Origin of the sequence: Devosia honganensis, assembly GCF_042648785.1 — a bacterium.
Lineage (GTDB): Bacteria > Pseudomonadota > Alphaproteobacteria > Rhizobiales > Devosiaceae > Devosia > Devosia honganensis.
Genome location: NZ_JBHRYD010000015.1, coordinates 1 through 23,292, shown reverse-complemented (window position 1 = coordinate 23,292; position 23,292 = coordinate 1). Strand labels below are relative to the sequence as shown.

General features: G+C 67.4%; 18 protein-coding genes and 1 tRNA gene. 9 read left to right on the top strand and 10 right to left on the bottom strand.

Going from position 1 to position 23,292, the window contains the following annotated elements; all coding sequences use genetic code 11:
- Positions 1 to 556: 556 nt before the first annotated feature.
- From ACFOOL_RS15115 to ACFOOL_RS15105, 3 genes are all read left to right on the top strand, one after another.
- Positions 557 to 1,783: an N-acetylmuramoyl-L-alanine amidase gene (locus tag ACFOOL_RS15115; RefSeq protein ID WP_380098132.1), complete on the top strand. Its 1,227-nt coding sequence runs from the start codon at positions 557 to 559 to the stop codon at positions 1,781 to 1,783.
- Between the two features lie 104 nt (positions 1,784 to 1,887).
- Entirely contained in the window at positions 1,888 to 4,368 is a 2,481-nt protein-coding gene (locus ACFOOL_RS15110) for a penicillin-binding protein 1A (RefSeq protein WP_380098130.1), read from the top strand.
- A 65-nt stretch (positions 4,369 to 4,433) separates the two neighbouring features.
- Positions 4,434 to 4,517 (top strand) — tRNA-Leu (locus ACFOOL_RS15105).
- Between the two features lie 102 nt (positions 4,518 to 4,619).
- On the opposite strand, the gene ACFOOL_RS15100 is transcribed toward ACFOOL_RS15105, so the two are convergent.
- Both ACFOOL_RS15100 and ACFOOL_RS15095 read right to left on the bottom strand, forming a co-directional pair.
- The gene (locus tag ACFOOL_RS15100; RefSeq protein ID WP_380098129.1) at positions 4,620 to 4,928 is read right to left on the bottom strand and encodes an AzlD domain-containing protein; all 309 of its coding nucleotides are present in this window, start codon (positions 4,926 to 4,928) and stop codon (positions 4,620 to 4,622) included.
- Positions 4,912 to 5,640, bottom strand: coding sequence for an AzlC family ABC transporter permease (locus ACFOOL_RS15095; protein WP_380098127.1), 729 nt, complete (start codon positions 5,638 to 5,640; stop codon positions 4,912 to 4,914). Before ACFOOL_RS15095 ends, ACFOOL_RS15100 begins: the two co-directional genes overlap by 17 nt.
- A gap of 342 nt (positions 5,641 to 5,982) precedes the next feature.
- Here ACFOOL_RS15095 and ACFOOL_RS15090 point away from each other — a divergent pair, with 342 nt between their 5' ends.
- Positions 5,983 to 7,344 carry an MATE family efflux transporter gene (locus ACFOOL_RS15090; protein WP_380098126.1) on the top strand — a complete coding sequence of 454 codons (1,362 nt, stop codon included), beginning with the start codon at positions 5,983 to 5,985 and terminating at the stop codon, positions 7,342 to 7,344.
- 379 nt (positions 7,345 to 7,723) lie between these two features.
- Here the strand turns inward: ACFOOL_RS15090 and ACFOOL_RS15085 are convergent, their stop codons facing one another.
- Positions 7,724 to 7,996 (bottom strand): hypothetical protein, encoded by a 273-nt coding sequence (locus ACFOOL_RS15085; RefSeq protein WP_380098125.1) that lies wholly within the window; start codon positions 7,994 to 7,996, stop codon positions 7,724 to 7,726.
- Between the two features lie 89 nt (positions 7,997 to 8,085).
- The gene (locus ACFOOL_RS15080; protein WP_380098124.1) at positions 8,086 to 9,654 is read right to left on the bottom strand and encodes an SPOR domain-containing protein; all 1,569 of its coding nucleotides are present in this window, start codon (positions 9,652 to 9,654) and stop codon (positions 8,086 to 8,088) included.
- 346 nt (positions 9,655 to 10,000) lie between these two features.
- Here ACFOOL_RS15080 and clpS point away from each other — a divergent pair, with 346 nt between their 5' ends.
- Complete coding sequence (gene clpS / locus ACFOOL_RS15075) at positions 10,001 to 10,414, top strand: ATP-dependent Clp protease adapter ClpS (protein ID WP_380098304.1); 414 nt, start codon at positions 10,001 to 10,003, stop codon at positions 10,412 to 10,414.
- A 9-nt stretch (positions 10,415 to 10,423) separates the two neighbouring features.
- Complete coding sequence (clpA, locus tag ACFOOL_RS15070; protein WP_380098123.1) at positions 10,424 to 12,760, top strand: ATP-dependent Clp protease ATP-binding subunit ClpA; 2,337 nt, start codon at positions 10,424 to 10,426, stop codon at positions 12,758 to 12,760.
- Between the two features lie 214 nt (positions 12,761 to 12,974).
- Here the strand turns inward: clpA and ACFOOL_RS15065 are convergent, their stop codons facing one another.
- The 6 genes from ACFOOL_RS15065 to ACFOOL_RS15040 all read right to left on the bottom strand — a co-directional run bounded on the left by ACFOOL_RS15065 (position 12,975) and on the right by ACFOOL_RS15040 (position 18,011).
- On the bottom strand, positions 12,975 to 13,616 hold the full coding sequence (locus tag ACFOOL_RS15065; protein ID WP_380098122.1) for a YoaK family protein: 642 nt from the start codon (positions 13,614 to 13,616) through the stop codon (positions 12,975 to 12,977).
- Entirely contained in the window at positions 13,613 to 14,035 is a 423-nt protein-coding gene (locus ACFOOL_RS15060) for an HIT family protein (protein ID WP_380098120.1), read from the bottom strand. The genes ACFOOL_RS15065 and ACFOOL_RS15060 overlap by 4 nt, the downstream gene beginning before the upstream one ends.
- 315 nt (positions 14,036 to 14,350) lie before the next feature.
- Positions 14,351 to 15,523, bottom strand: coding sequence for a GNAT family N-acetyltransferase (locus ACFOOL_RS15055; protein WP_380098118.1), 1,173 nt, complete (start codon positions 15,521 to 15,523; stop codon positions 14,351 to 14,353).
- A 188-nt stretch (positions 15,524 to 15,711) separates the two neighbouring features.
- On the bottom strand, positions 15,712 to 16,491 hold the full coding sequence (gene xth, locus ACFOOL_RS15050) for an exodeoxyribonuclease III (RefSeq protein ID WP_380098301.1): 780 nt from the start codon (positions 16,489 to 16,491) through the stop codon (positions 15,712 to 15,714).
- A gap of 15 nt (positions 16,492 to 16,506) precedes the next feature.
- Complete coding sequence (locus ACFOOL_RS15045; protein ID WP_380098117.1) at positions 16,507 to 17,610, bottom strand: serine hydrolase domain-containing protein; 1,104 nt, start codon at positions 17,608 to 17,610, stop codon at positions 16,507 to 16,509.
- Between the two features lie 53 nt (positions 17,611 to 17,663).
- On the bottom strand, positions 17,664 to 18,011 hold the full coding sequence (locus ACFOOL_RS15040) for a HesB/IscA family protein (protein ID WP_380098116.1): 348 nt from the start codon (positions 18,009 to 18,011) through the stop codon (positions 17,664 to 17,666).
- A gap of 87 nt (positions 18,012 to 18,098) precedes the next feature.
- Here ACFOOL_RS15040 and ACFOOL_RS15035 point away from each other — a divergent pair, with 87 nt between their 5' ends.
- The 3 genes from ACFOOL_RS15035 to ACFOOL_RS15025 all read left to right on the top strand — a co-directional run bounded on the left by ACFOOL_RS15035 (position 18,099) and on the right by ACFOOL_RS15025 (position 23,118).
- Positions 18,099 to 19,289: a deoxyguanosinetriphosphate triphosphohydrolase gene (locus ACFOOL_RS15035; RefSeq protein ID WP_380098114.1), complete on the top strand. Its 1,191-nt coding sequence runs from the start codon at positions 18,099 to 18,101 to the stop codon at positions 19,287 to 19,289.
- 30 nt (positions 19,290 to 19,319) lie between these two features.
- Positions 19,320 to 21,065: an arginine--tRNA ligase gene (argS, locus tag ACFOOL_RS15030; RefSeq protein ID WP_380098112.1), complete on the top strand. Its 1,746-nt coding sequence runs from the start codon at positions 19,320 to 19,322 to the stop codon at positions 21,063 to 21,065.
- A 73-nt stretch (positions 21,066 to 21,138) separates the two neighbouring features.
- Entirely contained in the window at positions 21,139 to 23,118 is a 1,980-nt protein-coding gene (locus ACFOOL_RS15025; RefSeq protein ID WP_380098111.1) for an SPOR domain-containing protein, read from the top strand.
- Positions 23,119 to 23,292 lie beyond the last annotated feature (174 nt).

The window sequence follows — 23,292 nt, the reverse complement described above, 5'->3', positions numbered from 1 at the left end:
GAATGCCGGCAGCCCTGTGGCGCATTGCGAGGCGAATGGTTTGATGAGTGATATTGAGCGCGAACCTCTCACGTTCAGCGCATTGTTATATGTGGCCACGGCCGGCATCGAGGGCGAAGCAAAGCGGCAATCGGCATATTCGATCGCGTCGCGTCCTGTTCGCCTGCGGGCCATATGACCTCTTCCTATTGGGCGGCTTGCCGGGGCAATCCACCGTCCGGCCGGGAAAGGCCGAAATTCTTCATATAAGGCGCCGAAACCGCAATTACACCGGATCGCCCCGCCTTCTGCGGGTTTCCTCCGGCCTGTCGGGGATCATAGGGGGCGGCGTCACCCGTCCCGAAAACGATCGCCGAACACCGGCACCTTGGTCCTAGCGTGTAAGAAAGTTGCGCCCGAATGGCAACAGGAAAGTCGAATTGGCCGGTCTCCGGCGGATTTGAACCATGCTTTCTTGGCCCGGGCCGCAAATCATCGCATAAGGCGAACCCATGCCGAAGAATCGCCGCAAGGGCGAGGCATGTGACGCTGCGGAACTGTGGGAGCCGGTCTGGTTTTGACCCCGTATTTGCTGAAACGGCTGGCGGTCGCTCTGGTGGCGGTGCTGGCGCTGGTCGCCACCGCCATGGCGCAGGAACAGTCGGTCCTGCCGCCATTGCCCAACGTCATCGACGCGCGGGTGACCGCGACGCCCGAGCGGGCGCGGCTGGTGATCGACCTGGCCGACAGGACCGAGTTCGCCTTCGTGTCGCTCGACGAACCGGCCCGCCTCGCCATCGACGTCCGGGCGGGCACTTTTTCCGTGCCCGAGGATGAGGGCGAGCCGGCGGGCGAGGGGATGGTCTCCGAATACACCATCGAGCAGGCCGCGCCCGACCGCGTGCGCACCACGCTCGTCCTGTCGGGGCCGGCGCAGGTGCAGCAGGCCTATGTGCTCGACCCCTTCGAGGGCCAGCCGGCCCGGCTGGTGGTGGACATCATCCCGGCGACGGACGAGGAGTTCGCCGCCAATGTGGAGCGCGACCGGGCCGCCTCGGCCCAACTGGCGCCCGCCGCCTCGACGCCGGCGGGCGGGTCGGAGCTGCCCATCGCCTCCAAACCCCTGGTGGTGATCGATCCGGGCCATGGCGGCATCGACAGCGGCGCGGAGACCGCCGACGGGGTCAAGGAAAAGGACATCGTTCTCGCCTTCTCGCTGCGGCTCCAGCAATTGCTGGTGGAATCGGGCCGGTTTGACGTGGCGCTGACCCGCGAGGACGACAGCTATCTGCGCCTCGAGGAGCGGGTGGCGCTGGCGCGGGCCAACAAGGCCGATATCTTCATCTCCATCCATGCCGACAGTTTCCAGCAGCCGGAGATTCGTGGCGCCAGCGTCTATACGCGCGACGAGAACGCCACCGACATTCTCGACAAGGTGCTGGCCGACAACGAGAACAAGTCGGACGTGATCGCCGGCTTCGCCATGCCGCAAATGGCGCCGGAAGTGGTCGATATCCTGCTCGACCTGATGCGGCGGGAGATGCGGGTGCAGTCCTACATGGCGGCGCGGTCGATCGTGCACCAGCTCGAGCCCAGCGTGGAGCTGCGGCGGTTCCCGGTGCGTCAGGCCGATTTCTTCGTGCTGCAGGCGCCTGACGTGCCCTCGGTGCTGGTGGAGCTGGGCTTTCTCTCCAATGCCGCCGATATCGCCAATCTGACCGAATCGAGCTGGCGTGACCGCACCGCCGAGGCGATCGCGCGGGGCATCTCGACCTATTTCGACAGTCTCGAGGAGCAGAAGTGAACGTGCGTCCGTCCGGGGCGGATCGGAACAACGTGATCCCTTCCGCCCGCCACTCCTGCTATGATTCCAGCGCCGCCGACCAGCGGCATGAGGTGCCTGACTAGATGTTCCGTCTGCTCGGCTGGCTTTTCGGTTTCGGCATGTTCCTGGCGCTGGGCGGCGTCGGGCTGGCCGCGGTCTATCTCGCGGCGGTGACGGCGCAATTGCCCGACTATACGGTGCTGCAGGATTACCAGCCCCCGGTCACCACCCGCGTCCACGCCGCCGACGGCACGCTGCTGGCCGAATATGCGCGCGAGCGGCGGCTGTTCCAGCCGGTGGAGACGGTGCCGCCGCTGGTGGTGGAGGCCTTCCTTTCGGCCGAGGACAAGGATTTCTATACCCATGGCGGCATCGCCATCGACGGCGTCGTCCGCGCCCTGCGCGACAATCTGATGGCGCGCCTGGACGGCATCACCGCCATCCAGGGGGGCGGGTCGTCCATCACCCAGCAGGTGGCCAAGAATTTCCTGCTCACCTCCGAGCAGACCTGGGACCGCAAGATCCAGGAAGCGATCCTGGCGCTGCGCATCGAATCCACCTTCACCAAGGACAAGATCCTCGAGCTCTATCTCAACGAGATTTTCCTGGGGCTCAATTCCTATGGCGTGGCGGCGGCGGCGCTGAACTATTTCGACAAGGCGCTCTACCAGCTTACCCTCTCCGAGGCCGCCTATATCGCCGCGCTCCCCAAGGGGCCGAACAATTACCATCCCTTCCGCCGCCCGCAGGCGGCGATCGAGCGCCGCAACTGGGTGATCGATCGCATGGTCGAGAACGGCTACGTCTCCTACGCGGAGGCCAGCGCCGCCAAGCAGGAGCCGCTCAACGTCATACCCCGCGCCGCCGGCAGCCAGCTCTATTCGGCCGAATATTTCACCGAGGAGGTGCGGCGCGAGCTGGCCAAGCTCTATGGCGAGGACCAGCTTTACGGCGGCGGGCTGTCGGTGCGCACCACGCTCGAGCCGCGCCTGCAGGAATATGCGCGCCGCGCGCTGATGGACGGGCTCATCGCCTATGATCACACGCGCGGTTTTCGCGGCCCCGTCGCCAGCGTCGAGCCGGGGGACGATTGGGGGCTGGCGGTTTCGGAGATCAGGCCGCTCGGCGACGTGCCCGAATGGCAGCTTGCCGTGGTTCTCGAGGCCGGGAACAACCAGGCGCGGATCGGGCTGCGGCCGGACGACGACGTCGACGGCGCCATCTCTCCCGAACGCGTCGAGGGCACGCTGTCCGGCCCCGAGATCAAGTGGGTGTCGCGGCCCGTTCAGGATATCCTCAAGCGCGGCGACGTCATCTATGTCTCCCCGGTCGCGGGCAAGGACGGCATCTATACGCTCGAGCAGGTCCCCGAGATCGAGGGGGCGCTGGTGGCCATGGACCCGCGCACCGGCCGGGTGCTGGCCATGGTCGGCGGCTTCTCCTTCGCCGAGAGCGAGTTCAACCGCGCCACCCAGGCCCTGCGCCAGCCCGGCTCCGCCTTCAAGCCCATCGTCTATGCGGCGGCGCTGGACAATGGCTATACACCCGCATCGGTGGTGCTCGACGCGCCCATCGAGGTGCGCATGTCCGACGGCTCGGTGTGGCGGCCGGAAAACTACGCCCAGCAATTCTACGGTCCGCAGACCCTGCGCCGGGGCATCGAGCGCAGCCGCAACGTCATGACCGTGCGGCTGGCGCGCGATATCGGCATGCCGCTCATCGCCGACTATGCCCGGTTGTTCGGCATTTACGACGACATGCAGCCGGTGCTGGCCATGGCGCTGGGGGCCGGCGAGACCACCGATCTGCGCATGACCGCCGCCTATGCCACCATCGCCAATGGCGGGCGCAAGATCGTGCCGACGCTGATCGACCGCATCCAGGACCGCTATGGCAAGACGGTCTATCGGCACGACCAGCGCATCTGCGAGGGATGCAGCGCCGCGGACTGGCACGGGCAGGGCGAGCCGCGCATCCTCGACAACCGCCAGCAGGTGCTGGACCCCATGACCGCCTATCAGATCACCTCGATGATGGAAGGCGTGGTGCTGCGCGGCACGGGCACGGCGGCGCGCGCGCTCAACCGGCCGGTGGCCGGCAAGACCGGCACCACCAATGACTACAAGGACGCCTGGTTCGTCGGCTTCACGCCGGAACTGGCGGTGGGGGTCTATGTGGGCTACGATCAGCCCCGCTCCATGGGCTCGGCCTCGACCGGCAGCGGCATGGCGGTGCCGATCTTCACCGATTTCATGGCCAAGGCGCTGCAGGGCAGGCCCGCCACCCCGTTCAACGTGCCGCCGGGCATGTCCACCGCCTGGATCAATCCCAGCACCGGGGTCAAGGCCTTCGAGGGCGAGGCGGCGATCGCCGAGGCGTTCAAGCCCGGCACCGGTCCCAACCTCATGACCTCGGTGATCGGCCTCGACGTGCAGGCCTATGACGCCATCCAGCGCGAGCAGATGATGCAGCAGCAATATGGCGGCATGTTCACCACCCAGCCGGGCAGGGGCGGCACCTATCTCGATCCGGGCCTCGAGCGGCGGTCGAGCCGCTGGCAATGACGGGCGGCTTTTCGCTCGCTGACCCGTTGCGCGACGCCGGCTTGTGCGATAGGAACCCGACCCGTGCCCCTCTGGCGGAATGGTAGACGCAGAGGACTCAAAATCCTCCGCCGCGAGGCGTGCGAGTTCGAGTCTCGCGGGGGGCACCACCGACCGATCCGCAACGGATCGTTCCAGCATCTCATGGCAGCGCCGGGGCTATCGCATACGCATGCGTTTCCTTCCCCTCAAAGAGGAGAGGAAAACACCCTCTACGTCCCCAGCCAGAGGCGCATCAGATAGACGGTCAGCACGCCCCCGGCCATGGCGGCGAACAGGTTCTTCGACAGGATGAAGATGGCGGAGGTCGCGGCGGCGGCGACCACTTCAGCCATGCTGCCGGTCACCAGTGCCGGGGCCACCAGCGCCGCCAGCACCGCGCCGGGAATGTGCCGCAGCCAGGCGGCGGCGAAACCGTCGCGGGGCAGGCGGTCCGCCAGCAGCAGGCCGCTGGCCTTGACGGCGATGGTGACCAGCGCCATGCCCAATATGGCGATGACGGCTTCAGGACTTGTGAACATGCTTGCGCATCTCCACCACCGCGCCGGCCAGGCTGCCCGCAAGGCCGCCCACCAGGATATGCCAGCTTCCCTCGACCCAGCGCGCCGTCAGGATCGCCGCCAGCGCCGCCACCAGCCAGGGCACGATGTCGCCCCGGCCCTTCCACATGCCCAGCAGCAGGGCGAGAAAAGTGGCGGTGAAGGCGAAATCGAGGCCCCAGCGCGCCGGATCGTCGATGGCCGAGCCGAGGCCGTAGCCGACGAGATTGGTGCTCATCCAGGACAACCAGGCCAGCACCCCGCCGCCCATGAGGAAGGCGACGCTGCCGCCGCCGCGCGCCATGGCCGCGGCGGTCATGGCCCAGTTCTCGTCCGTCACCAGATACATGCCCAGCGCCCGGAAGCCCAGCCGTCCGGGCGGATAGAGCGGACGCAGCGTGGCGGTGAGCAGCAGGTAGCGCAGATTGACGATGAGGGCGGCGAGCACCAGCGGCCCGATGGGCAGGCTCGCCGGGGTCGCGGTCCACAGGTCCAGCGCCACGAATTGCGCCGAGCCGGCGAAGACCAGCCCGCTCATCATCACCACTTCCAGCGGGCTCAGGCCTGCCCCCCGCGCCAGCACGCCCCAGACCAGGCCATAGGCGGCGACGGAAATGGCCACCGGCACGCAGGCGCGGGCGCCGGCGAAGAACTGGTCCATGGGGGAAGCGGGCAGGGTCATGGCTTGCGACATGCGCCGTCTTTAGATCGTTTCGGCGTTTGACGGAAGCGGCGTCAGGCGCTCCTGCCCCCTCCGGGGTGAAGGGTTCTCTCCACGCACTCGATATTCGCTGAAATCCCCCGCCATTCGCGCCATCGCTGCGCCCATCGGCCGGGAAAAGGCCGATTGACGCTTGCAGGAGGGCGGCGTAGAGACCGGCGTGTCATTGCCGAGCCTCCAGCGTGCACCCGCCGACATCCGCCCTGGGCGGATGTGACTTGGCCCTCCGGCGGTCTGAATATTGCTCAGTCCCTGCCGGTTCCGGGGCCTCGAGGCCGTGACGCGCCGTTCAATTCCACTCCGGAGCGTTTTCCGATGCACCCCGATTCGACCCGTCCGCTCTGGCAGCGGTTCAGCCTGTTCCTGATCCCGCTCATGGCCTCGAACATCCTCCAGGCCTTGTCGGGCACGATCAACTCCATCTATGTGGGACAGATGATCGGCGTCGAGGCGCTGGCGGCCACCGCCACCTTCTTCCCCATCATGTTCTTCCTCATGAGTTTCCTGATCGGGCTCTCGGCCGGCTCGACCGTGCTCATCGGACAGGCCTGGGGCGCCCGCAATGTCGACAAGGTCAAGCAGGTGACCGGCACCACGCTGGCCGCCGCCATCGTGCTCGGCCTCGTCGTCGCCGTCGTCGGCGGCATCTGGACCGAACAGATCATGACCGTCCTGGGCGCGCCCGACAATATCCTGCACATGGCCGTGGGCTATGCGCGGATCGTGCTCATCGGCATGCCCGGCTTTTTCCTGTTCCTCGTCGTCACCTCGGTGCTGCGCGGGGTGGGCGACACCATCACCCCGCTGTTCTCTTTGATCCTGTCCATGGTGGTGAGCCTGCTGGTCACCCCGGCGCTGATCCTGGGTTGGTTCGGCCTGCCGCAACTGGGCGTCAACGCCGCCGCCTGGGCGATGATCGCCGGTTTCGTGACGGTGCTGGTGTTCCTCTTCGTCTATATGCGCGTGCGCAACATGCCGCTGGCGCCGGATGGGGTGCTGCTCGCGGCCATGCTGCGGCCCGATTTCCGGCTTTTGGGGCTGATCCTCAAGCTGGGCGTACCGGCGGGCCTGCAGATGGTGATCTCCTCCATTGCCGGCATCGTCGTGGTGGGGCTGGTCAACCGCTTCGGCTCGGACGCCACCGCCGCCTATGGCGCGCTGGGGCAGGTGATGAGTTATGTGCAGTTCCCCGCCATGTCGATCGGCATCGCCGCCTCGATCTTTGCGGCGCAGGCGATCGGGGCGCGCCAGAACCACCAGCTTTCGGCCATCACCCGCACGGCGCTGGGGCTCAACCTGCTCATCACCGGGGGCCTGATCGTGCTGGCCTATCTGTTCAGCCAGCACGTGGTGGCGCTGTTCATCACCGATCCCGAAGTGGTCGAACTGACCGAGACCCTGCTGCACGTGGTGCTGTGGAGCATATTGTGCTTCGGCTGGAGCGTGGTGTTTTCCGGCATCATGCGGGCCAGCGGCACGGTTTACATGCCCATGGTGCTCTCGCTCGCCTGCATTCTGCTGATCGAGCTGCCCGGCGCCATCTGGCTCAGCCAGACCAGCCTGGGCCTCACCGGCATCTGGATCGCCTACGCCGCCAGCTTCACCATGATGCTGGTTCTGCAGGCCGGCTGGTACCAGTTCGTCTGGAAGCGCAAGGAAATCGTGGCGCTGGTGTAGCGCTGCCCTCGGGTCGAAGCCCTCCCCACCGTCACCACCCGGTTTGTCCGGGTGGGCCATCGCGATGCCGGAGCAAAGATGGATTGCCGGAACAAGTCCGGCAATGACGAAGGCAGGGGAGGGGGCGGTATCCGGCACAAACCGCCGCTTCCACCCCTGAACGAACCCCTCCACACCGTCACCACCCGACTTGTTCGGGTGGTCCATGCGATGGTCCGGCGCACTGGATTGCCGGAACAAGTCCGGCAAGGACGAAGGGGGGGGGTGGGCGCATCCCCAACGCTGCCCTCGGGCTCCGACCCGAGGGCCCCTCACCGCCAGCAAAATGCGCCAAACGGGAATGCACCGGGAACAAGTCGGAAGCAGCGGACTCCGCTATTCAATCCCCGCCCAGCATCAGGCGCAGGGCGCGCTTGCCGCCGGGGGCGAAGACGTCGATTTCCACGGACACCGGGTCCTGCGCCATGCGCCTTGTCCGGGCCGAGAGGGTCATGACCACGCCGAGCAGGTCGCCCACCGAGCGCTTCTGGCGGGGCAGCAGCCGTTCGGCCATGCCGCCGAGCGCGCGGTTGCGGATCTTCATGTCGGGGGAGGCGAGGGGCGAACGGCCGATAAAGCCGGCCAACTCGACCAGGGCGTTACGGTCACTCATCGGGCTACTCCATACACAAGCACCAGGTGGCTTCCCCGTTGGATTTTGCCGGCCGGCGGTTGGTTCCGCCGTGCCGGAAGAAGGTGTCGTCAGCCCTGCATCGCCAGGCAGGCCAGATTCTGGTCCTTGAGGCGGCTGCACATGGCGTTGGCGTCGTCCCGGTCGCCGAAGCCGACGAAACGGGCGCGGTAGAAGATCTGGCCGCTCTTTTCGAAGCGTTCGACATAGGAGCGGAAATCCCCCAGCGCGCCGACCTTGCTGGCGGCGTCGGCGAGCATGGCGCGGGCGCTGTCCTCGGAGGGGCCGGCGCCGATCTGCACGATCCAGCCGCCGACCGGGGCCGCCTCGGCCACCGAGCCGGAATGCATCAGGTCGACCGGCTGGCCGGCGCCGCCCCCGACATTGCCGGGCGGCAGCAGCGGCGCGGAGGGCGCCGTCTGCCCCAGGGCCGCCGGGGGGGCGCCCAGATTATAGGTTTCGCTGAGCCAGGCGCCGATGACGTCCTGGCTGGGATAGGCGGGCTCGGCCTGGCTGGGCGCGGCCAGCACGGTCGCCGCCTGCACCGCCGGCGACAGGCCCAGATCGGTGGGCATGGGCGTGGGCAGGTCCACCGGCGCCGCGGCGCTGGCGACCGCCACCTGCGGCTGGGCCTGCGGCCGTGCGCCATTGCCGGCGACCAGCGCGGCGAGGCGGAAATCGGGCATGGGCGTGGGCATGGCGAAGCCCGGCTTGCGCGGCTGGGCCAGCGCGAACTGGCTGTTGCCCTGGCGGCCCGGCACCGGAACCATGGCGGTCTGCAGGTAGTCACCGCGCCGTCCCTTGCCCAGATAGGCGGAGACGAGCTGGCGCACCTTCTCGTCGCGCGACGCGGCCGAGTTGAAGCCGAAGGCGACGATGACGATGTGGCGATTATCCTTGCGGGCGGCGGTCAGCAGATTGGAGCCGGCGGCGTTGATATAGCCGGTCTTGATGCCGTCCACGGCGCCCATATAGCCCAGCACCCGGTTGTGGTTGCCATAGGTCTTGCCGCCGAACTTGAAGCTCTTGGTCTGGAAATATTCGTAATATTGCGGGAAGTGCTGGTAGATGGCGATGCCCAGTATGGCCTGGTCGCGCACCGTGGTCACCTGGCCGCCATCGGGTAGGCCCGAGGCGTTGCGATAGGTGGTGTTGCGCATGCCCATGGCGCGGGCCGTGGCGGTCATGCGCTCGGCGAACTTGGATTCGGTGCCCGAGATGTGCTCGGCGATGACGCGGGCCATGTCGTTGGCCGACAGCGTCACCAGCGACTTGATGGCGTCCTCCACCGAAATGGTCGAGCCGGCGCGCAGGCCCAGCTTGGTGGGCACGGCGGCGGCGGCGTGGCGCGACACCGTCATCTTGGTGGAAAGGTTCAGATTGCCGGCCTTCAGCTCCTGGAACAGGATGTAAAGGGTCATCACCTTGGCCACGGAAGCGGGGTAGCGCTTGGCGTCGGCGGCGTCCTCGTAGAGGATCTTGCCGGACTTGGCGTCCACCACGATACCGGCATATTTGCGGAGATTTTCGATGGAATGGGCCGGCGCCGCAGCGGAAATGCTGAGGGCGAGGGCAACCAGGACGGCAGCGGCGGCGCGGAAAAACACAGCGCCCCATGGGGTCTTCGCCAGGGAAATCACCCGGTACTCCAATACTTACTCGGGCATTACGCGCCCGTACGCAACTCGATCGACGCGGCCGGGTCGCGGATTGTCCCCAAACACCCCAAACCATCGGCCAATGCGCAGCCTATGGCCGCCGCCGTTACCATTCGGTAAAATGCCATCGATTTTCGGGGCAAAGATGAGTTCGGGTAACGGACCGTTACCGCAGGCCGTCGCCGACCCCTTGGGGGACCGAATCCCGGCCTTTTCCCGCTCTCACATATTCGCGAAGGGTTGGCCCTTAACACCGGGAGGATTTTGCCTACATAATGGGTCCGACCGACTGCTTCGTTCTTCCGGCGACAGAGCGCCTGCCATGACCATGACTCCCTTTCTGCCCGCTCCGATCGAACCGTTCCCGACCCGGCCCGCGCCCTCCTTGCGCCCGGCTGCCGGCCCCGGGGACGAGGATGGCGGCCGCCGGGGCGGGGACGATGCGAATTTCGAAACCGGGACGGTGACCAAGACGCGTCCCAAGACCAAAAGGCCGAACCTCTACCGGGTTCTGCTGCTCAACGACGACTACACGCCGATGGAATTCGTCGTTCTGGTGTTGCAGGACGTCTTCAACAAGTCACGCGAAGACGCCATGCGCATCATGCTGCACGTGCACCAGAAGGGGGTGGGTGAGTGCGGCGTATATCCATACGAGGTGGCCGAGACCAAGGTGACCCGCGTGATGGATACGGCACGCAAGAACCAGCATCCGCTGCAATGCGTGATGGAAAAACAGTAGGAACGTCATATGCCCTCATTTTCACGCGGACTCGAAAAGGCTCTGCACCAGGCGATGAACCTGGCTCGTGAGCGCAACCATGAGTTCGCCACGCTCGAGCACCTGCTGCTCGCCCTCACCGACGACCGCGAGACCATCGCGGTGCTGACCGGCTGCGACGTCGATATCGACGCGCTCAAGAGCGATCTGGAAGACTTCATCAACGAGGAGCTGGACAGCCTGATCGTGCAGAACGGTCAGGACGCGCGCCCCACGGCCGCCTTCCAGCGCGTCATCCAGCGCGCGGTCATCCATGTCCAGTCCTCCGGCCGCGAGGAGGTGACCGGGGCCAATGTGCTCGTCGCCATCTTCGCCGAGCGCGAGAGCCACGCGGCCTATTTCCTCGAACAGCAGGACATGAGCCGGCTGGACGCGGTCAATTTCATCTCCCACGGCATCACCAAGTCCGGCCCCAGCGAGGAGCGCAAGGTGCGCGGCGCCGAGGACGGCGAGAGCAATGCCGAAGGCGGCGCCGAGGGCAAGAAAAGCTCGGCCCTGGCCGATTTCTGCGTCAACCTCAACGAAAAGGCCCGCGCCGGCAAGATCGACCCGCTGATCGGGCGCGACGCCGAATTGCGCCGCACCATCCAGGTGCTGTGCCGCCGCTCGAAGAACAACCCGCTCTATGTGGGCGATGCCGGCGTCGGCAAGACCGCCATCGCCGAGGGGCTGGCGCGCAAGATCGTCGAGGGCGAGGTGCCCGAGGTGCTCAGGAACGCGGTCATCTATGCGCTCGACATGGGCTCGCTGCTGGCGGGCACGCGCTATCGCGGCGATTTCGAGGAGCGGCTGAAGGCGGTGATGAAGGAACTCGAGAAGATGCCCGACGCGGTGCTCTTCATCGACGAGATCCACACCATGATCGGCGCCGGCGCCACTTCCGGGGGGGCGCTCGATGCCTCCAACCTGCTCAAGCCGGCCCTGGCGTCGGGGGCGATCCGCTGCATCGGCTCGACCACCTATAAGGAATACCGCCAGTTCTTCGAGAAGGACCGGGCCCTGGTTCGGCGCTTCCAGAAGATCGACGTCAACGAGCCTTCGGTTCCGGATGCCATTGAGATCGTGAAAGGCCTGCGTCCTTATTTCGAGGACTTCCACAAGCTCAAATATACCGATGACGCGCTCAAATCCGCCGTCGAGCTCAGCGCCCGCTACATCACCGACCGCAAGCTGCCCGACAAGGCCATCGACGTGATCGACGAGACCGGCGCCAGCCAGATGCTGCTGCCGGAGGACCAGCGCAAGAAGGTGATCGAGGTCGAGGATATCGAGGCCACCATCGCCTCGATCGCGCGCATTCCGCCCAAATCGGTCAGCAAGTCCGATGCCGAGCTGCTGTCGGGGCTGGAGCAGAGCCTCAAGACGGTGGTGTTCGGGCAGGACCGGGCCATCACCGCCCTGTCCTCGGCCATCAAGCTGGCGCGGGCGGGCCTGCGCGAACCGGAAAAGCCCATCGGCTCTTATCTGTTCACCGGCCCCACCGGCGTCGGCAAGACCGAGGTGGCCAAGCAATTGGCCGACACGCTGGGCGTGGAGCTGCTGCGCTTCGACATGTCCGAATATATGGAGCGCCACACGATCAGCCGGCTGATCGGCGCGCCGCCGGGCTATGTCGGCTTCGACCAGGGCGGGCTGCTCACCGATGGCGTCGACCAGCATCCGCATTGCGTGGTGCTGCTGGACGAGATCGAGAAGGCCCATCCGGACCTCTACAACGTGCTGTTGCAGGTCATGGACCACGGCAAGCTGACCGACCATAACGGCAAGGCGGTCGACTTCCGCAACGTGATCCTGATCATGACCTCCAATGTCGGCGCGGCGGAACTGGCCCGGGCGCCCATCGGCTTCGGGCGCAAGCGCGAGGTCGGGGACGACGAGGATGCGATCAACCGCACCTTCAGCCCGGAATTCCGCAACCGGCTCGACGCCATCATCTCCTTCGCGCCGCTGCCGCGCGAGGTGGTGCGCCGGGTGGTGGAGAAGTTCGTGCTGCAGCTCGAGGGCCAGCTGGCCGAGCGGGGTGTCACCATCAACCTCACGCCCGAGGCTGCCGACTGGCTGGCCGATCACGGCTATGACGAGCGCATGGGCGCGCGCCCCTTGGGCCGCGTGATCCAGGAGCACATCAAGAAGCCGCTGGCCGACCAGGTGCTGTTCGGCGAACTGGTCAAGGGCGGCTCGGTTACCGTCGCCGTGGTGGGCGAGGGTGCCGAAGCCAAGCTGGAACTGGTCGCGGTCCCCCCGCGCCCGGCCAAGCCCAAGGCCCTGCCCAAGCCCAAGAAGCCCAAGGCGGCGGCGGAGAAATAACCACAAAGGCCGGGAGCGATCCCGGCCTTTTCATTCCCGTCGCGTCGCTGCCCGAGGGCAGCGTTCGAGAAGGAGGGGAAGGCCGGCCCCGTCGCCTCCCTCCCCCTTGTGGGGAGGGAATGAGGGTGGGGGCTCGGGATTGTCCGGGGGTCCGATCGGTTCATCGAGAAAATCGACGGCGCGGAACCCCTCAAGGGGAAGGGGAACGCAACAGCTACCCCTTCCGCGCCGCCCATAAATGCCCGAGTGCGAAGGCGGCATAGATGGCGGCGGGCAGGGCGAGGGCGACCATGCCTGAGAACCGGTAGAGCAGGGCGCCCAGCGTGGCGCCGCCCAGGAGGCCCAGCCATACCGCCAGATGTTGGGTCCAGCGCCAGGGCGGCACTTTTCCTTTCAGCGCCAGCGCCAGGTCCTGTCCGGCGACATAGAGCGTGCCGGTGACGAAAGTGGCGCCCAGCCGCACCGCGCCGCGCATGGGCAGGATGGCGTTTTGCGCGCCCGCCGCCGCGGCGAGCACCAGCATGGACTGGCTGGGCGGCCAGCCGCGCAGGCTCAGGACCAGCGTGGCGGCGACCCCCAGCGTGACGCCGAAGCTGACGATGGCCGGGCCCCAGCGGGCATTGGAGGTGGCCAGCAGCGTTCCCGATATGCTGCCCAGGAAGAACAGCGCCACCAGCGACAGGCTGAAGCCGAACACGCCCCAGGCGCCCTCCACCAGCGCCGCGCCGCCATGGGTGGTGTTGCCGCTCATGAAGGAAATGAAGAAGCCGCCCAGTTCGACGAAGCCCACCGCGTCGATGAAGCCGGCGGCGGCGGTGAGGACCATGCCGAGGGCGAGGTGGCGGGTGGGCGTCACGGCTGGAGGCTGGCGGCGATGTCGGCGGCGAGGGCGGCAAGTTCGGCATCGTCCGCCTTGCCTCCGGCATGGGCGCCCAGCGGCACGCCCTCGTAAACGGGAATCAGGTGGAAATGCAGGTGGAACACCGTCTGGCCCGCCGGTGCCTCGTTGAACTGGGCCAGCCGGATGCCGTCGGCCCCGGTGACCGCCTTGAGGGCGATGGCGAGCCGCTGCACCAGCGGCATGACCGCCGAAAGGGTTTGCGGATCGGCATCGAGCAGGTTGCGGGACGCCGCCTTGGGAATCACCAGCGTATGGCCTTTCGACTGCGGGAAGATATCCATCATCACCAGGGCGGTGTCGTCCTCATGGACCTTGTGGCAGGGCATCTCGCCCCTGAGGATTTTCGCGAAGATATTGGTGGAATCATAAGCCATGAAAAGCTCCCTATCGTCGGACCGCCCTGTTTTAGGGTGGCTTGGGAACAAGGGAAAGGGCCTGCGCGTGTCGCTGTGAGCTCTGCCGAAATCCCGCGACGGCCGGCCCCCCTCGAACCTCCCCCATCGTCACCGCCGGACTTGTTCCGGTGGTCCACGCGAAACCGCCGCAAGCTGGATTGCCGGGATAAACCCGGCAATGACGAAAGAGGGGGAAGGGCGGGAAAGGCAAAGGCACTGAATCTCCCCACCCGCAATGTCATTCCCGCGCCAAGCGGGAATCCCCGTTTCCCCAGCCCATGCGGCGGGCGCGTCTCACCGCTCCTGGCGCTCGCCCTTGCGGAAGGGGGTGAAGGTTTCGAGCATTTGCTGCTCGCGGGAGACGGCGGGGCGTTCGTCCTCCAGATAGTCGGCGACGGCGCGGCGCAGGCCGGGATGGGCGATCCAGTGGGCCGAATGGGTGCTGACCGGCTCGTAGCCGCGGGCCAGCTTGTGTTCGCCCTGGGCGCCGGCCTCGACCACGGCCAGATCGTGGGCGATGGCATAGTCGATGGCCTGGTAATAGCAGATTTCGAAATGCAGGAACGGCACGTTGCGCACCGCGCCCCAGTTGCGGCCGTAGAGCCGGTCGCGTCCGCGGAAATTGATGGCGCCGGCAATCGGCTCGTGGCCGTCATAGGCGAGCATCAGCACCACGCTCTCGGCCATATACTGGCCGAGCAGGGAGAAGAAGCTGCGGTTGAGATAGGGGCGACCCCATTTGCGGGCGCCGGTATCCTCGTAAAAGGCGAAGAAGGCGTCCCAATGGGCTTCCTCGATCTCGCGGCCGCTCAGCCAGCGCACCGTCAGCCCGTCGGCCAGCGCGTCGCGGCGCTCGCGGCGGATGGTCTTGCGCTTGCGCGAGGACAGCGTGTCGAGGAAATCCTCGAAGCTGGAAAAGCCGCGATTGAACCAGTGGAACTGGGTATCGACGCGGCGCAGCCAGTCCATCGAGCCCGCAAGGGCCGCCTCCTCCTCCGGCAGGAAGGTGAGATGCGCCGAGGAGGCGTCGAGCCGCAGTGTCAGTTGCTGGGCGGCCGACAGCAGCGCCGCCTGCGCCTCGAGACTGCCGGAGGGCACCAGCAGCCTCGGCGCGGTTGCCGGAGTGAAGGGCACCGAGCCCTGGAGCTTGGGATAATAGTGTCCGCCGGCGCGCTCCAGCGCATTGGCCCAGCCATGGTCGAAGACATATTCGCCCATGGAGTGGGATTTGAGGAAGAGGGGCAAGAGGCCGGCCGGCTCCCCCGCGGCGTCGCGCAAGAGGATATGCTGCGGCTGCCAGCCGGTGCGGGCGGTGGCGCAGCCCGATTCCTCGAGGGCCTGGAAAAAGCCGTGGTCGAGAAAAGGATTGTGCGGCGTGCCGGCGCTCGCGGGCACGAGGCCGTTCCACGTCGCGGCCGGAATGGCGGCCGTGCTGGAATGGATTTCTGCCGTGAACTGGCTGGACAAGGGGGCGGGCAACTTCTGCGGATCGGGTCCGCCTAATATGGGCCCCGGCCGGCGAAGCTGCAACCGGGACGCCTCACCTCTCCCTTTTTGGGGGCGCGGCCGGATAAGTCTATGCGTCCCGGCTTTGCCGCAAGCCCCGCTTCGATCTCGCGCAGGCTTGCGGCGCCGGACAACTGCCCGAACAGCCTCTAAAAGCTGAACGTCCCCTCCACCGGCACGTGGTCGCTGGGCCGGTCCCAGCCGCGCAAATCCTTGTGCACCATGACGTCGTCGAGCCGGTCGGCGGCCTGGGGGGAGAGCATCATGTGGTCGATGCGGATGCCGGCATTGCGCCGCCAGGCGCCGGCCTGGAAATCCCAGAAGGTGAAGGTCTGCTCGCCGGTGACGGCGCGCAGGGCGTCGGTCATGCCCAGATTTTGCAGGATGCGGAATTTTTCGAGGCTTTCCGGACGATAGAGCGCGTCGCCCCACCACGCCTCGGGGTCGTGCGCGTCGATGGGGGCGGGGATGAGGTTGAAGTCGCCCATCAGCACGAAGGGCTCCTCCAGTTCCAGCCGCTCCGCCGTGAAGCGGTTGAGCCGCTCCATCCAGCCGAGCTTGTAGGGGAATTTTTCCGTATCCACCGGGTTACCGTTGGGCAGGTAGATATTGCACACCCGCACCACCCCGCCTTCGGCGGAGAACACCCCCTCGATCAGCCGCGCCTGTTCGTCGGCGTCGTCGCCGGGCAGGCCGCGATGCACCTCGTCGAAGGGGAGTTTCGAAAGCAGCGCCACTCCGTTCCAGCTCTTCTGGCCGTGCGTTTCGATATTGTAGCCCAGCGCCTCGATCTCGGCGCGGGGAAAGCCCTCGTCCACCGTCTTGATTTCCTGCAGGCCGACGATGTCCGGCTTTTCCTCCTCGAGCCAGCGCACGAGCAGTTCGAGCCGGGCCTTGATGCCGTTGATGTTCCAGGTGGCGATGCGCAGGGCCATGATTTGTCCTCAGGTCAGGTCGGCATAGACGGCGCGGATCAGGTCCTTGGGATATTGCCCCGTGCACCCTTCCAGCGCCGTATTGGTCATCGACACGATGGTAAGCCCGTTCACCGGATCGACAAGCCAGGAATGGCCATAGACCCCGCCCCAGTTGACCGTGCCGGCCGCCGATGGCGAATTGGCCGCCACCGGGTCCGCGACGATGGCGCCCAGATAGCCGAAGCGCTGCCCCGCATCCTTGCGCGCGATGTCGCCGATGCGGTTGGAAAAGGCGAGGGCCACGCTTTCGCGCGAGACCGCGCCGCCGCCGCCATTGCGCATGGCTTCGAGAAAGCGAAGCATGTCGCCCGGCGTTCCCGCCATCCCCGCCCCGCCGGACTGGAAGGCGCGGGGGTGGAAGATGCGGGCGGGCGAAAAGACCCGGCTATTGCCCTCGTCATCGGTCACTACCTGCGGCTCGGCCATGGGCATGGGCGGCGTGCCGTCCGCATAGGGCTTGGCGAGGCGCTGCTCGTCGGCCACGAAGAACCCCGTTTCCGTCATGCCCAGCGGCCCGGTGACATGGGTGCGCACCGCATCCCCGAGGCTGGCGCCATGCACCTGTGCCAGGACCGCGCCGAGCACGTCGATGGCCACCGAATAGAGCCAGCCCGTGCCCGGCTCGTATTCGAGCTTCTGCCGGGCGACGCGGCTGAAATTTTCCTCGAGCGTCAGCTCGGTCGGCCCCAGCCCGCCCGAAATTTCGGGATCGGCGGGATAGGCATAGGCCAGCCCGGCGGTGTGGGTCAGCAGATGGTGGATGGTGATGCGCGCCGGCGAGCCGTCATCGAGGCGCGGCGCGAACCAGTCCAGATGCGCCGATACCGGGTCCTCGAGGCTGAGCAGTCCCTTGTCCGCCATGGCCAGCGCCGTGGCGGCGACGATGGGCTTGGTCACCGAGGCGAGGCGATAGATGGCGTTGTCGATCATGTCGATGCCGGCTTCGCGGTCGAACCAGCCGAAGCTGCGGCGATAGGCGATGTCGCCATGGCGCGCCACCACCAGTTCGCCGCCCACGATGGACTGCTTGTCCACGGCCTCGTCCATCACGGCATCGATATGGCTGCTCATGCGATTCCTCCCGTTGCCGGCGGAGCTTAGCGCCGTGGGATGGAGCCGTGAAGCTAAACCGCGAAGCTCGTGCCGCAGCCGCAGGAGGCCACCGCGTTCGGATTCCGGATCTGGAAGGACTGGCCGACCAGATCGTCCACGAAGTCGATTTCGGCGCCGCCCATGAATTCGAGGCTGAGCGAATCGATCAGCACCGTCGCGTCGCCCTTTTGCAGCACGAAATCGTCGTCCCCCGGCGTTTCCTGCACCAGATTGTATTCGTACTGGAAGCCGGAGCATCCTCCTCCGGATACGGCGACGCGCAGCACGGTGCCGGGCGCCTCCTTGGCGAGGATGCGCGCCACGCGCTTGGCGGCGCGGTCGGAAAGGGTTACGGCGGGGATGTCGGCGAGGGCGGTCATGGGTGTTTCCGGGGCGGTCGTAATGTCATAACGCTGCGCCTAAGATAGGCGCATGAAGCGCCGTTGCAAAGGCCCGGGACCCGACAGATGAACCAGACCGCCTCCTATGCCTCGCGGCCCGCCCTGTCCCCGGGCCGGCTCCACGGCACCGGTCCGAGCCCCACGCGCTCCGAATTCCAGCGCGACCGCGACCGCATCATCCATTCCACCGCCTTCCGCCGCCTCCAGCACAAGACCCAGGTGTTCCTGCATCACGAGGGGCGGCATTTCCGCAACCGGCTGACCCATACGCTGGAGGTGAGCCAGATCGCCCGCTCCATCGCCCGGGCGCTGGGGCTGGACGAGGATCTGGCCGAAGCGGTGGCGCTCAGCCACGATCTGGGCCACACCCCCTTCGGCCATGCCGGCGAGCGGGCGCTGGACCGGGCCATGGCGCCTCATGGCGGCTTCGATCACAATGTGCAGGCGCTGCGCGTCGTCACCCTGCTCGAAAACCGCTATGCCGAGCATGACGGCCTCAATCTCACCTGGGAGACGCTGGAGGGCATCCTCAAGCACAACGGGCCGCTGCTCCATCCCGATGGACGGCCCCGCGGCCGCTATGCCGAGCACGGCCTGCCCGCCGGCCTCGACGCCATTCCGGTGCCGGCGGACCTGCGCCTGGCCACCCATGCGAGCCTCGAGGCGCAGGTGGCGGCGATCGCCGACGACATCGCCTATAACGCCCACGACATCGACGACGCCTTGCGGGCGGATCTGGTTTCGCTCCGGGACTTCCTCGACGTGCCCATGGCCGGCCCCATCGTCGCCGAAGTGCTCGGACGCTATCCGGACATCGCCGTCAAGCGCCAGACCCACGAGGTGCAGCGCCGCATGATCACCCGGGCGGTCGAGGACGTCATCGCCACCAGCCGCGCCAATATCGCCGCTGCCGGCGTCGCCTCGGCGGAGGCGGTGCGGCTGGCCGGCCGGACGCTGGTGATGTTTTCGCCGCAGGCGGCCGTTGCCGAGCAGGCGCTCAAGCGTTTCCTTTTCGAGCGGGTCTATCGCCACGAGGCGGTGATGGTGCCGGTGCGCGAAAGCGAGGCGGTGGTGGAGCGCCTGTTCGCCCGCTATATGGACGATGCCGACATGCCGGGCCGCTGGGGCGAGGCGGGCAGGGCGGTCTCCGGGCCGGCGCGGGCGCGCATCGTGGCCGATTTCATCGCCGGCATGACCGATCCCTATGCCCTCGATGAATATCAGCGCCTGTTTGACGCTCGACCGGAATTCCGTTAACCGGACCCCAGCTTTTCGAGCAGGTTCGTCATGGATATTTTCGCGCTTTTTACCACCCGGGTCATCGAGGCACTGCGTGCCGATCATCCCGGCATCGATGAGGGCCTGCTGGCGCGCGTCGTGGTCGAGCCGCCGCGCGACGCCGCCCATGGGGACCTGTCGACCAATGCCGCCATGGTGGTGGCCAGGCCGCTGGGCCGCAATCCGCGCGAGGTCGCGGCGGCGCTGGTGGAGCGCTTCGCCTCGGCGCCGGACGTCGAGACGGTCGAGATCGCCGGGCCGGGATTCATCAATTTCCGCCTGTCCAACGCCATCTGGCATCAGGTGCTGAAGGCCGTGGGGGCGCAGGGCGAAAATTACGGCCGCTCCGACATGGGCCGGGGCGAGCGGGTCAATGTCGAATATGTCTCGGCCAATCCCACCGGCCCCATGCATGTGGGCCATACGCGCGGCGCCGTCTTCGGCGATGCGCTGGCCTCGCTCATGGCGTGGTCGGGCTACGACGTCACGCGCGAATATTACATCAACGACGCCGGCGGGCAGATCACCGTCCTCGCCCGCTCGACCCTGCTGCGCTATCGCGAGGCGCTGGGCGAGACCGTCGGGATTCCCCCCGGCCTTTATCCGGGCGATTATCTCATCCCGGTGGGCGAGGCGCTCAAGGCCGAATTCGGCGACCGGCTGCTGGCCATGCCCGAGAGCGAGGCGCTGCCGCTGGTCAAGGAGCGCGTCCTGGCCGCGATGATGGATCTGATCAAGGCGGACCTGGCCAAGCTCGATATCCATCACGACGTGTTCTTTTCCGAGCGCGCCCTGCACGGGCCGGGCGGCGATATCGAAACCACCCTGGCCTGGCTGCGCGAGGAGGGCATGGTCTATGAGGGCCGGCTCGAGGCGCCCAAGGGCAAGACGCCCGAGGACTGGGAGGACCGCGAGCAGACCCTGTTCCGCGCCACCGATTACGGCGACGACACCGACCGGGCGCTGGTCAAGTCGGACGGCTCCTATACCTATTTCGCCGCCGACATCGCCTATCACCGCAACAAATATCTGCGCGGCTTCAACCACATGGTCAATGTGCTGGGCGCCGACCATTCGGGCTATGTCAAGCGCCTGCAGGCGGCGGTGAAGGCCGTGTCGCATGGCGAGGCGGAGATGGACGTGCGCATCTGCCAGTTGGTGCGGCTGCTGAAGGACGGCGAGCCGTTCAAGATGTCCAAGCGCTCGGGGGACCTCGTCACCCTCGCCGATCTGGTCGAGGAGGTGGGCTCCGACGCCACCCGCTTCATGCTGCTGTTCCGCCGCAACGACGCGGCCATGGATTTCGACTTCGCGCTGGTCAGGGAACAGACGCGCGACAATCCGGTCTTTTACGTGCAATACGCCCATGCCAGGGCCTGTTCGGTGTTCCGCAACGCGGCGCGCGACATGCCCGGGCTCGACATTTCCCCCGCGGCGCTGGCCGGCGCCGAAACCGGGCTGCTGGAAAGTGCCGCCGATATCGAGCTCATCCGCCTGCTGGGCGCCTGGCCGCGCACCGCCGCCGCCGCCGCCGTGGCGCACGAGCCGCACCGGGTCGCCTTCTTCGTGCACGATCTGGCCGCCGCTTTCCACGCTTTCTGGACCCGGGGCCGGGACGATGCGCAGTTACGATTTGTTAACCCTTCCGACCCGAAGTTGACGCTTGCGCGACTCGCGCTGGCCGATGCCGTCCGTCAGGTAATCCGCAATGGATTGGGCATATTGGGGGTCTCGGCGCCCGAAGAGCTTTCATAATTCGGGCGCATTGGTGTGAACACTCGCGGCAAAATCCTTGCAGGGATTATCCGCATTCTAGGGGCGCTGCGACATGCCGTCAGCGAAGCCGCAATCCATGGCCGGACAGACTGAAGCACCGGACGATCTTATTGCAGAACTGGCCCGGCTGATGGCCGACGATGCGCGCGGCGGCGATGCCGGCAAGCCGGCGCCGGCACCGGTCCGTATCCCCGGCGGCGAGGCGCCCGTGTCCGGGCAGACAGCGCCGCCCCAGCCTGCAGCCGAATCCCGTCCTTCCGCTCCCGCAATCCGTATTCCGGGCGACGAGCCGCCGGCCGCATCGCCCGGCGCCGAGCCCTTCGCCTTCGATTTCAGCCTCGATAGCGCCGGCGCGCCTGCCGGGCCGGTCACGCCGGTGCCCGAACGGGAACCGGCGCCGCCGCCCGTTGCGCCCGCCGAGCCGGCGCCGCTGGATCATGAGAGCATCGCCGATCTGATCGCGGCGGAGCTGGCCAACGATATCGCTCCCGAGCCCGAGCACGAGCCGCAAGAGGTGCCGTTCGTTGCCGGTCCGGCGCGCGGCGAGGACAATTTCGGCGTGCCGCCGGTCTTCGGCCTCCGCTCCCCCGAGCCGGCCATGCCGGCGCCCCGTCCCGAAGCGGTGGAACCTCAACCGACAGCGCCCGAACCCGTCGCTCCGGCGGAGCCGGCGCAGGCCATGCCGCCGTCCGGCCAGGCCGACGCGCTGGGCGATATCGAGCGGCTGGTGGGGCCGGCGGTGCATTTGAACAAGCCCGCGCCGCCCAGCCCGGCCTTGCGCAGCCTTGCCACCCCCACCATTCCCGTTGCCGCCGCGCCGGCGTCGCCGCAGGTTCCGGTGTCCGAAGTGAAGGCCGAGGCCGCAACGGTCGACGATGCCATCCTCGCCGCTGCCGCCGCCACCGGCGCCCGGGTCGAATGGGTGCATGAGGACGACGCGCCCCTCGGCCACGCCTCGGAACATGTCCCGGAAATGGAGCGCGCCGTTCCCCTGCGCGAGCGCCGCGGGCCGCTTCTGGGCATGCCGCGCGCCGTGGCTGGTCCGGTGGTCGCGGTCGGCCTCCTGGCCGTCGCGGGCTTTGGCCTCTACTGGGTGCTGGGGCAGGGGGGCGCGCCCGCCGGCCCGGCCCCGCTCCTTGTCGCCGATACCACCCCGATCAAGGACGTTCCGGAGCCGGATGCCTCCGCCGCTGCGCCGGAATCGGTGGTCTTCAACGAGATTTCCGGCACCAATACCGGGGCCGACGAGCAGATCGTGTCGCGCGACCAGGCCGATGCCGACACCGTGGCGGAGGTCAATTCCGCCGCCGGCAGCGGCGTCCTGGCGGGAAATGACGGCACCGCCGTCGATCCCAACCAGGAAGGACTGGTCAATCGCCGGGTGCGCACCGTCACCGTGCGTCCCGACGGCACCATCGTCAGCGGCGACGACAGCCTGGCGGGCAGCGCCATGCTGCCGGTCGACCGTCCCGCCGTGCCCGACGTTCCCGGCGCCGATTTCTCCACGCCCGAGCTGATCGCCAGCACCGAGGCCGGCGAGGCCACCGCCGTCGCCCCGCAGGCCGAAGCCACCCCGGCGCCCACGCCCGCCGCGCCGGGCGCCGTCGTTCCGGTCGTCGACGTGGCGGGCGCCGCCATTCCCGGCCGCAGCGTCACCATGCCCATGTCGCGCCCGGACGATTTCGCCCAGGCCGCCGCCGCGGCTCTCTCGGCCGCCAGCGCCGCGCCTGCCGCGCCCGCTCCGATCGCGACCGAGCCGGTCGCCGCGGCGCCAGCCGCCAGTGCCGGCGGCGGCGCGGCCTATGTGCAGCTCGCCTCGCAGCGTACCGAGGAAGCGGCCCGGCAGTCCGCCCAGGCCATCGCCACCCGCTACGGCGTTCTGTTCGGCGGTGCCAATCTGGAAATCCAGCGGGTCGATCTGGGCGAGCGCGGCATCTACTACCGCGTCCTCGTCCCCGCCGCCTCCCGCGAAGGCGCCGCCAATATCTGCACCAACATCAAGGCCGCCGGCGGCGACTGCCTGCTGCTGTAGGGGGCGTCCTCCCTCAAACGGCCCTTCACCGCCCCCTCCCCACCGTCACCACCCGACTTGTTCGGGTGGTCCATGCGATGGCCCTGCGTACTGGATTGCCCGGACGAGTGTTCGGCCCTGATACATAGCTGACAGATGTTCGGGGACATGCCTGACACTTTTGAGGTGTTTGCC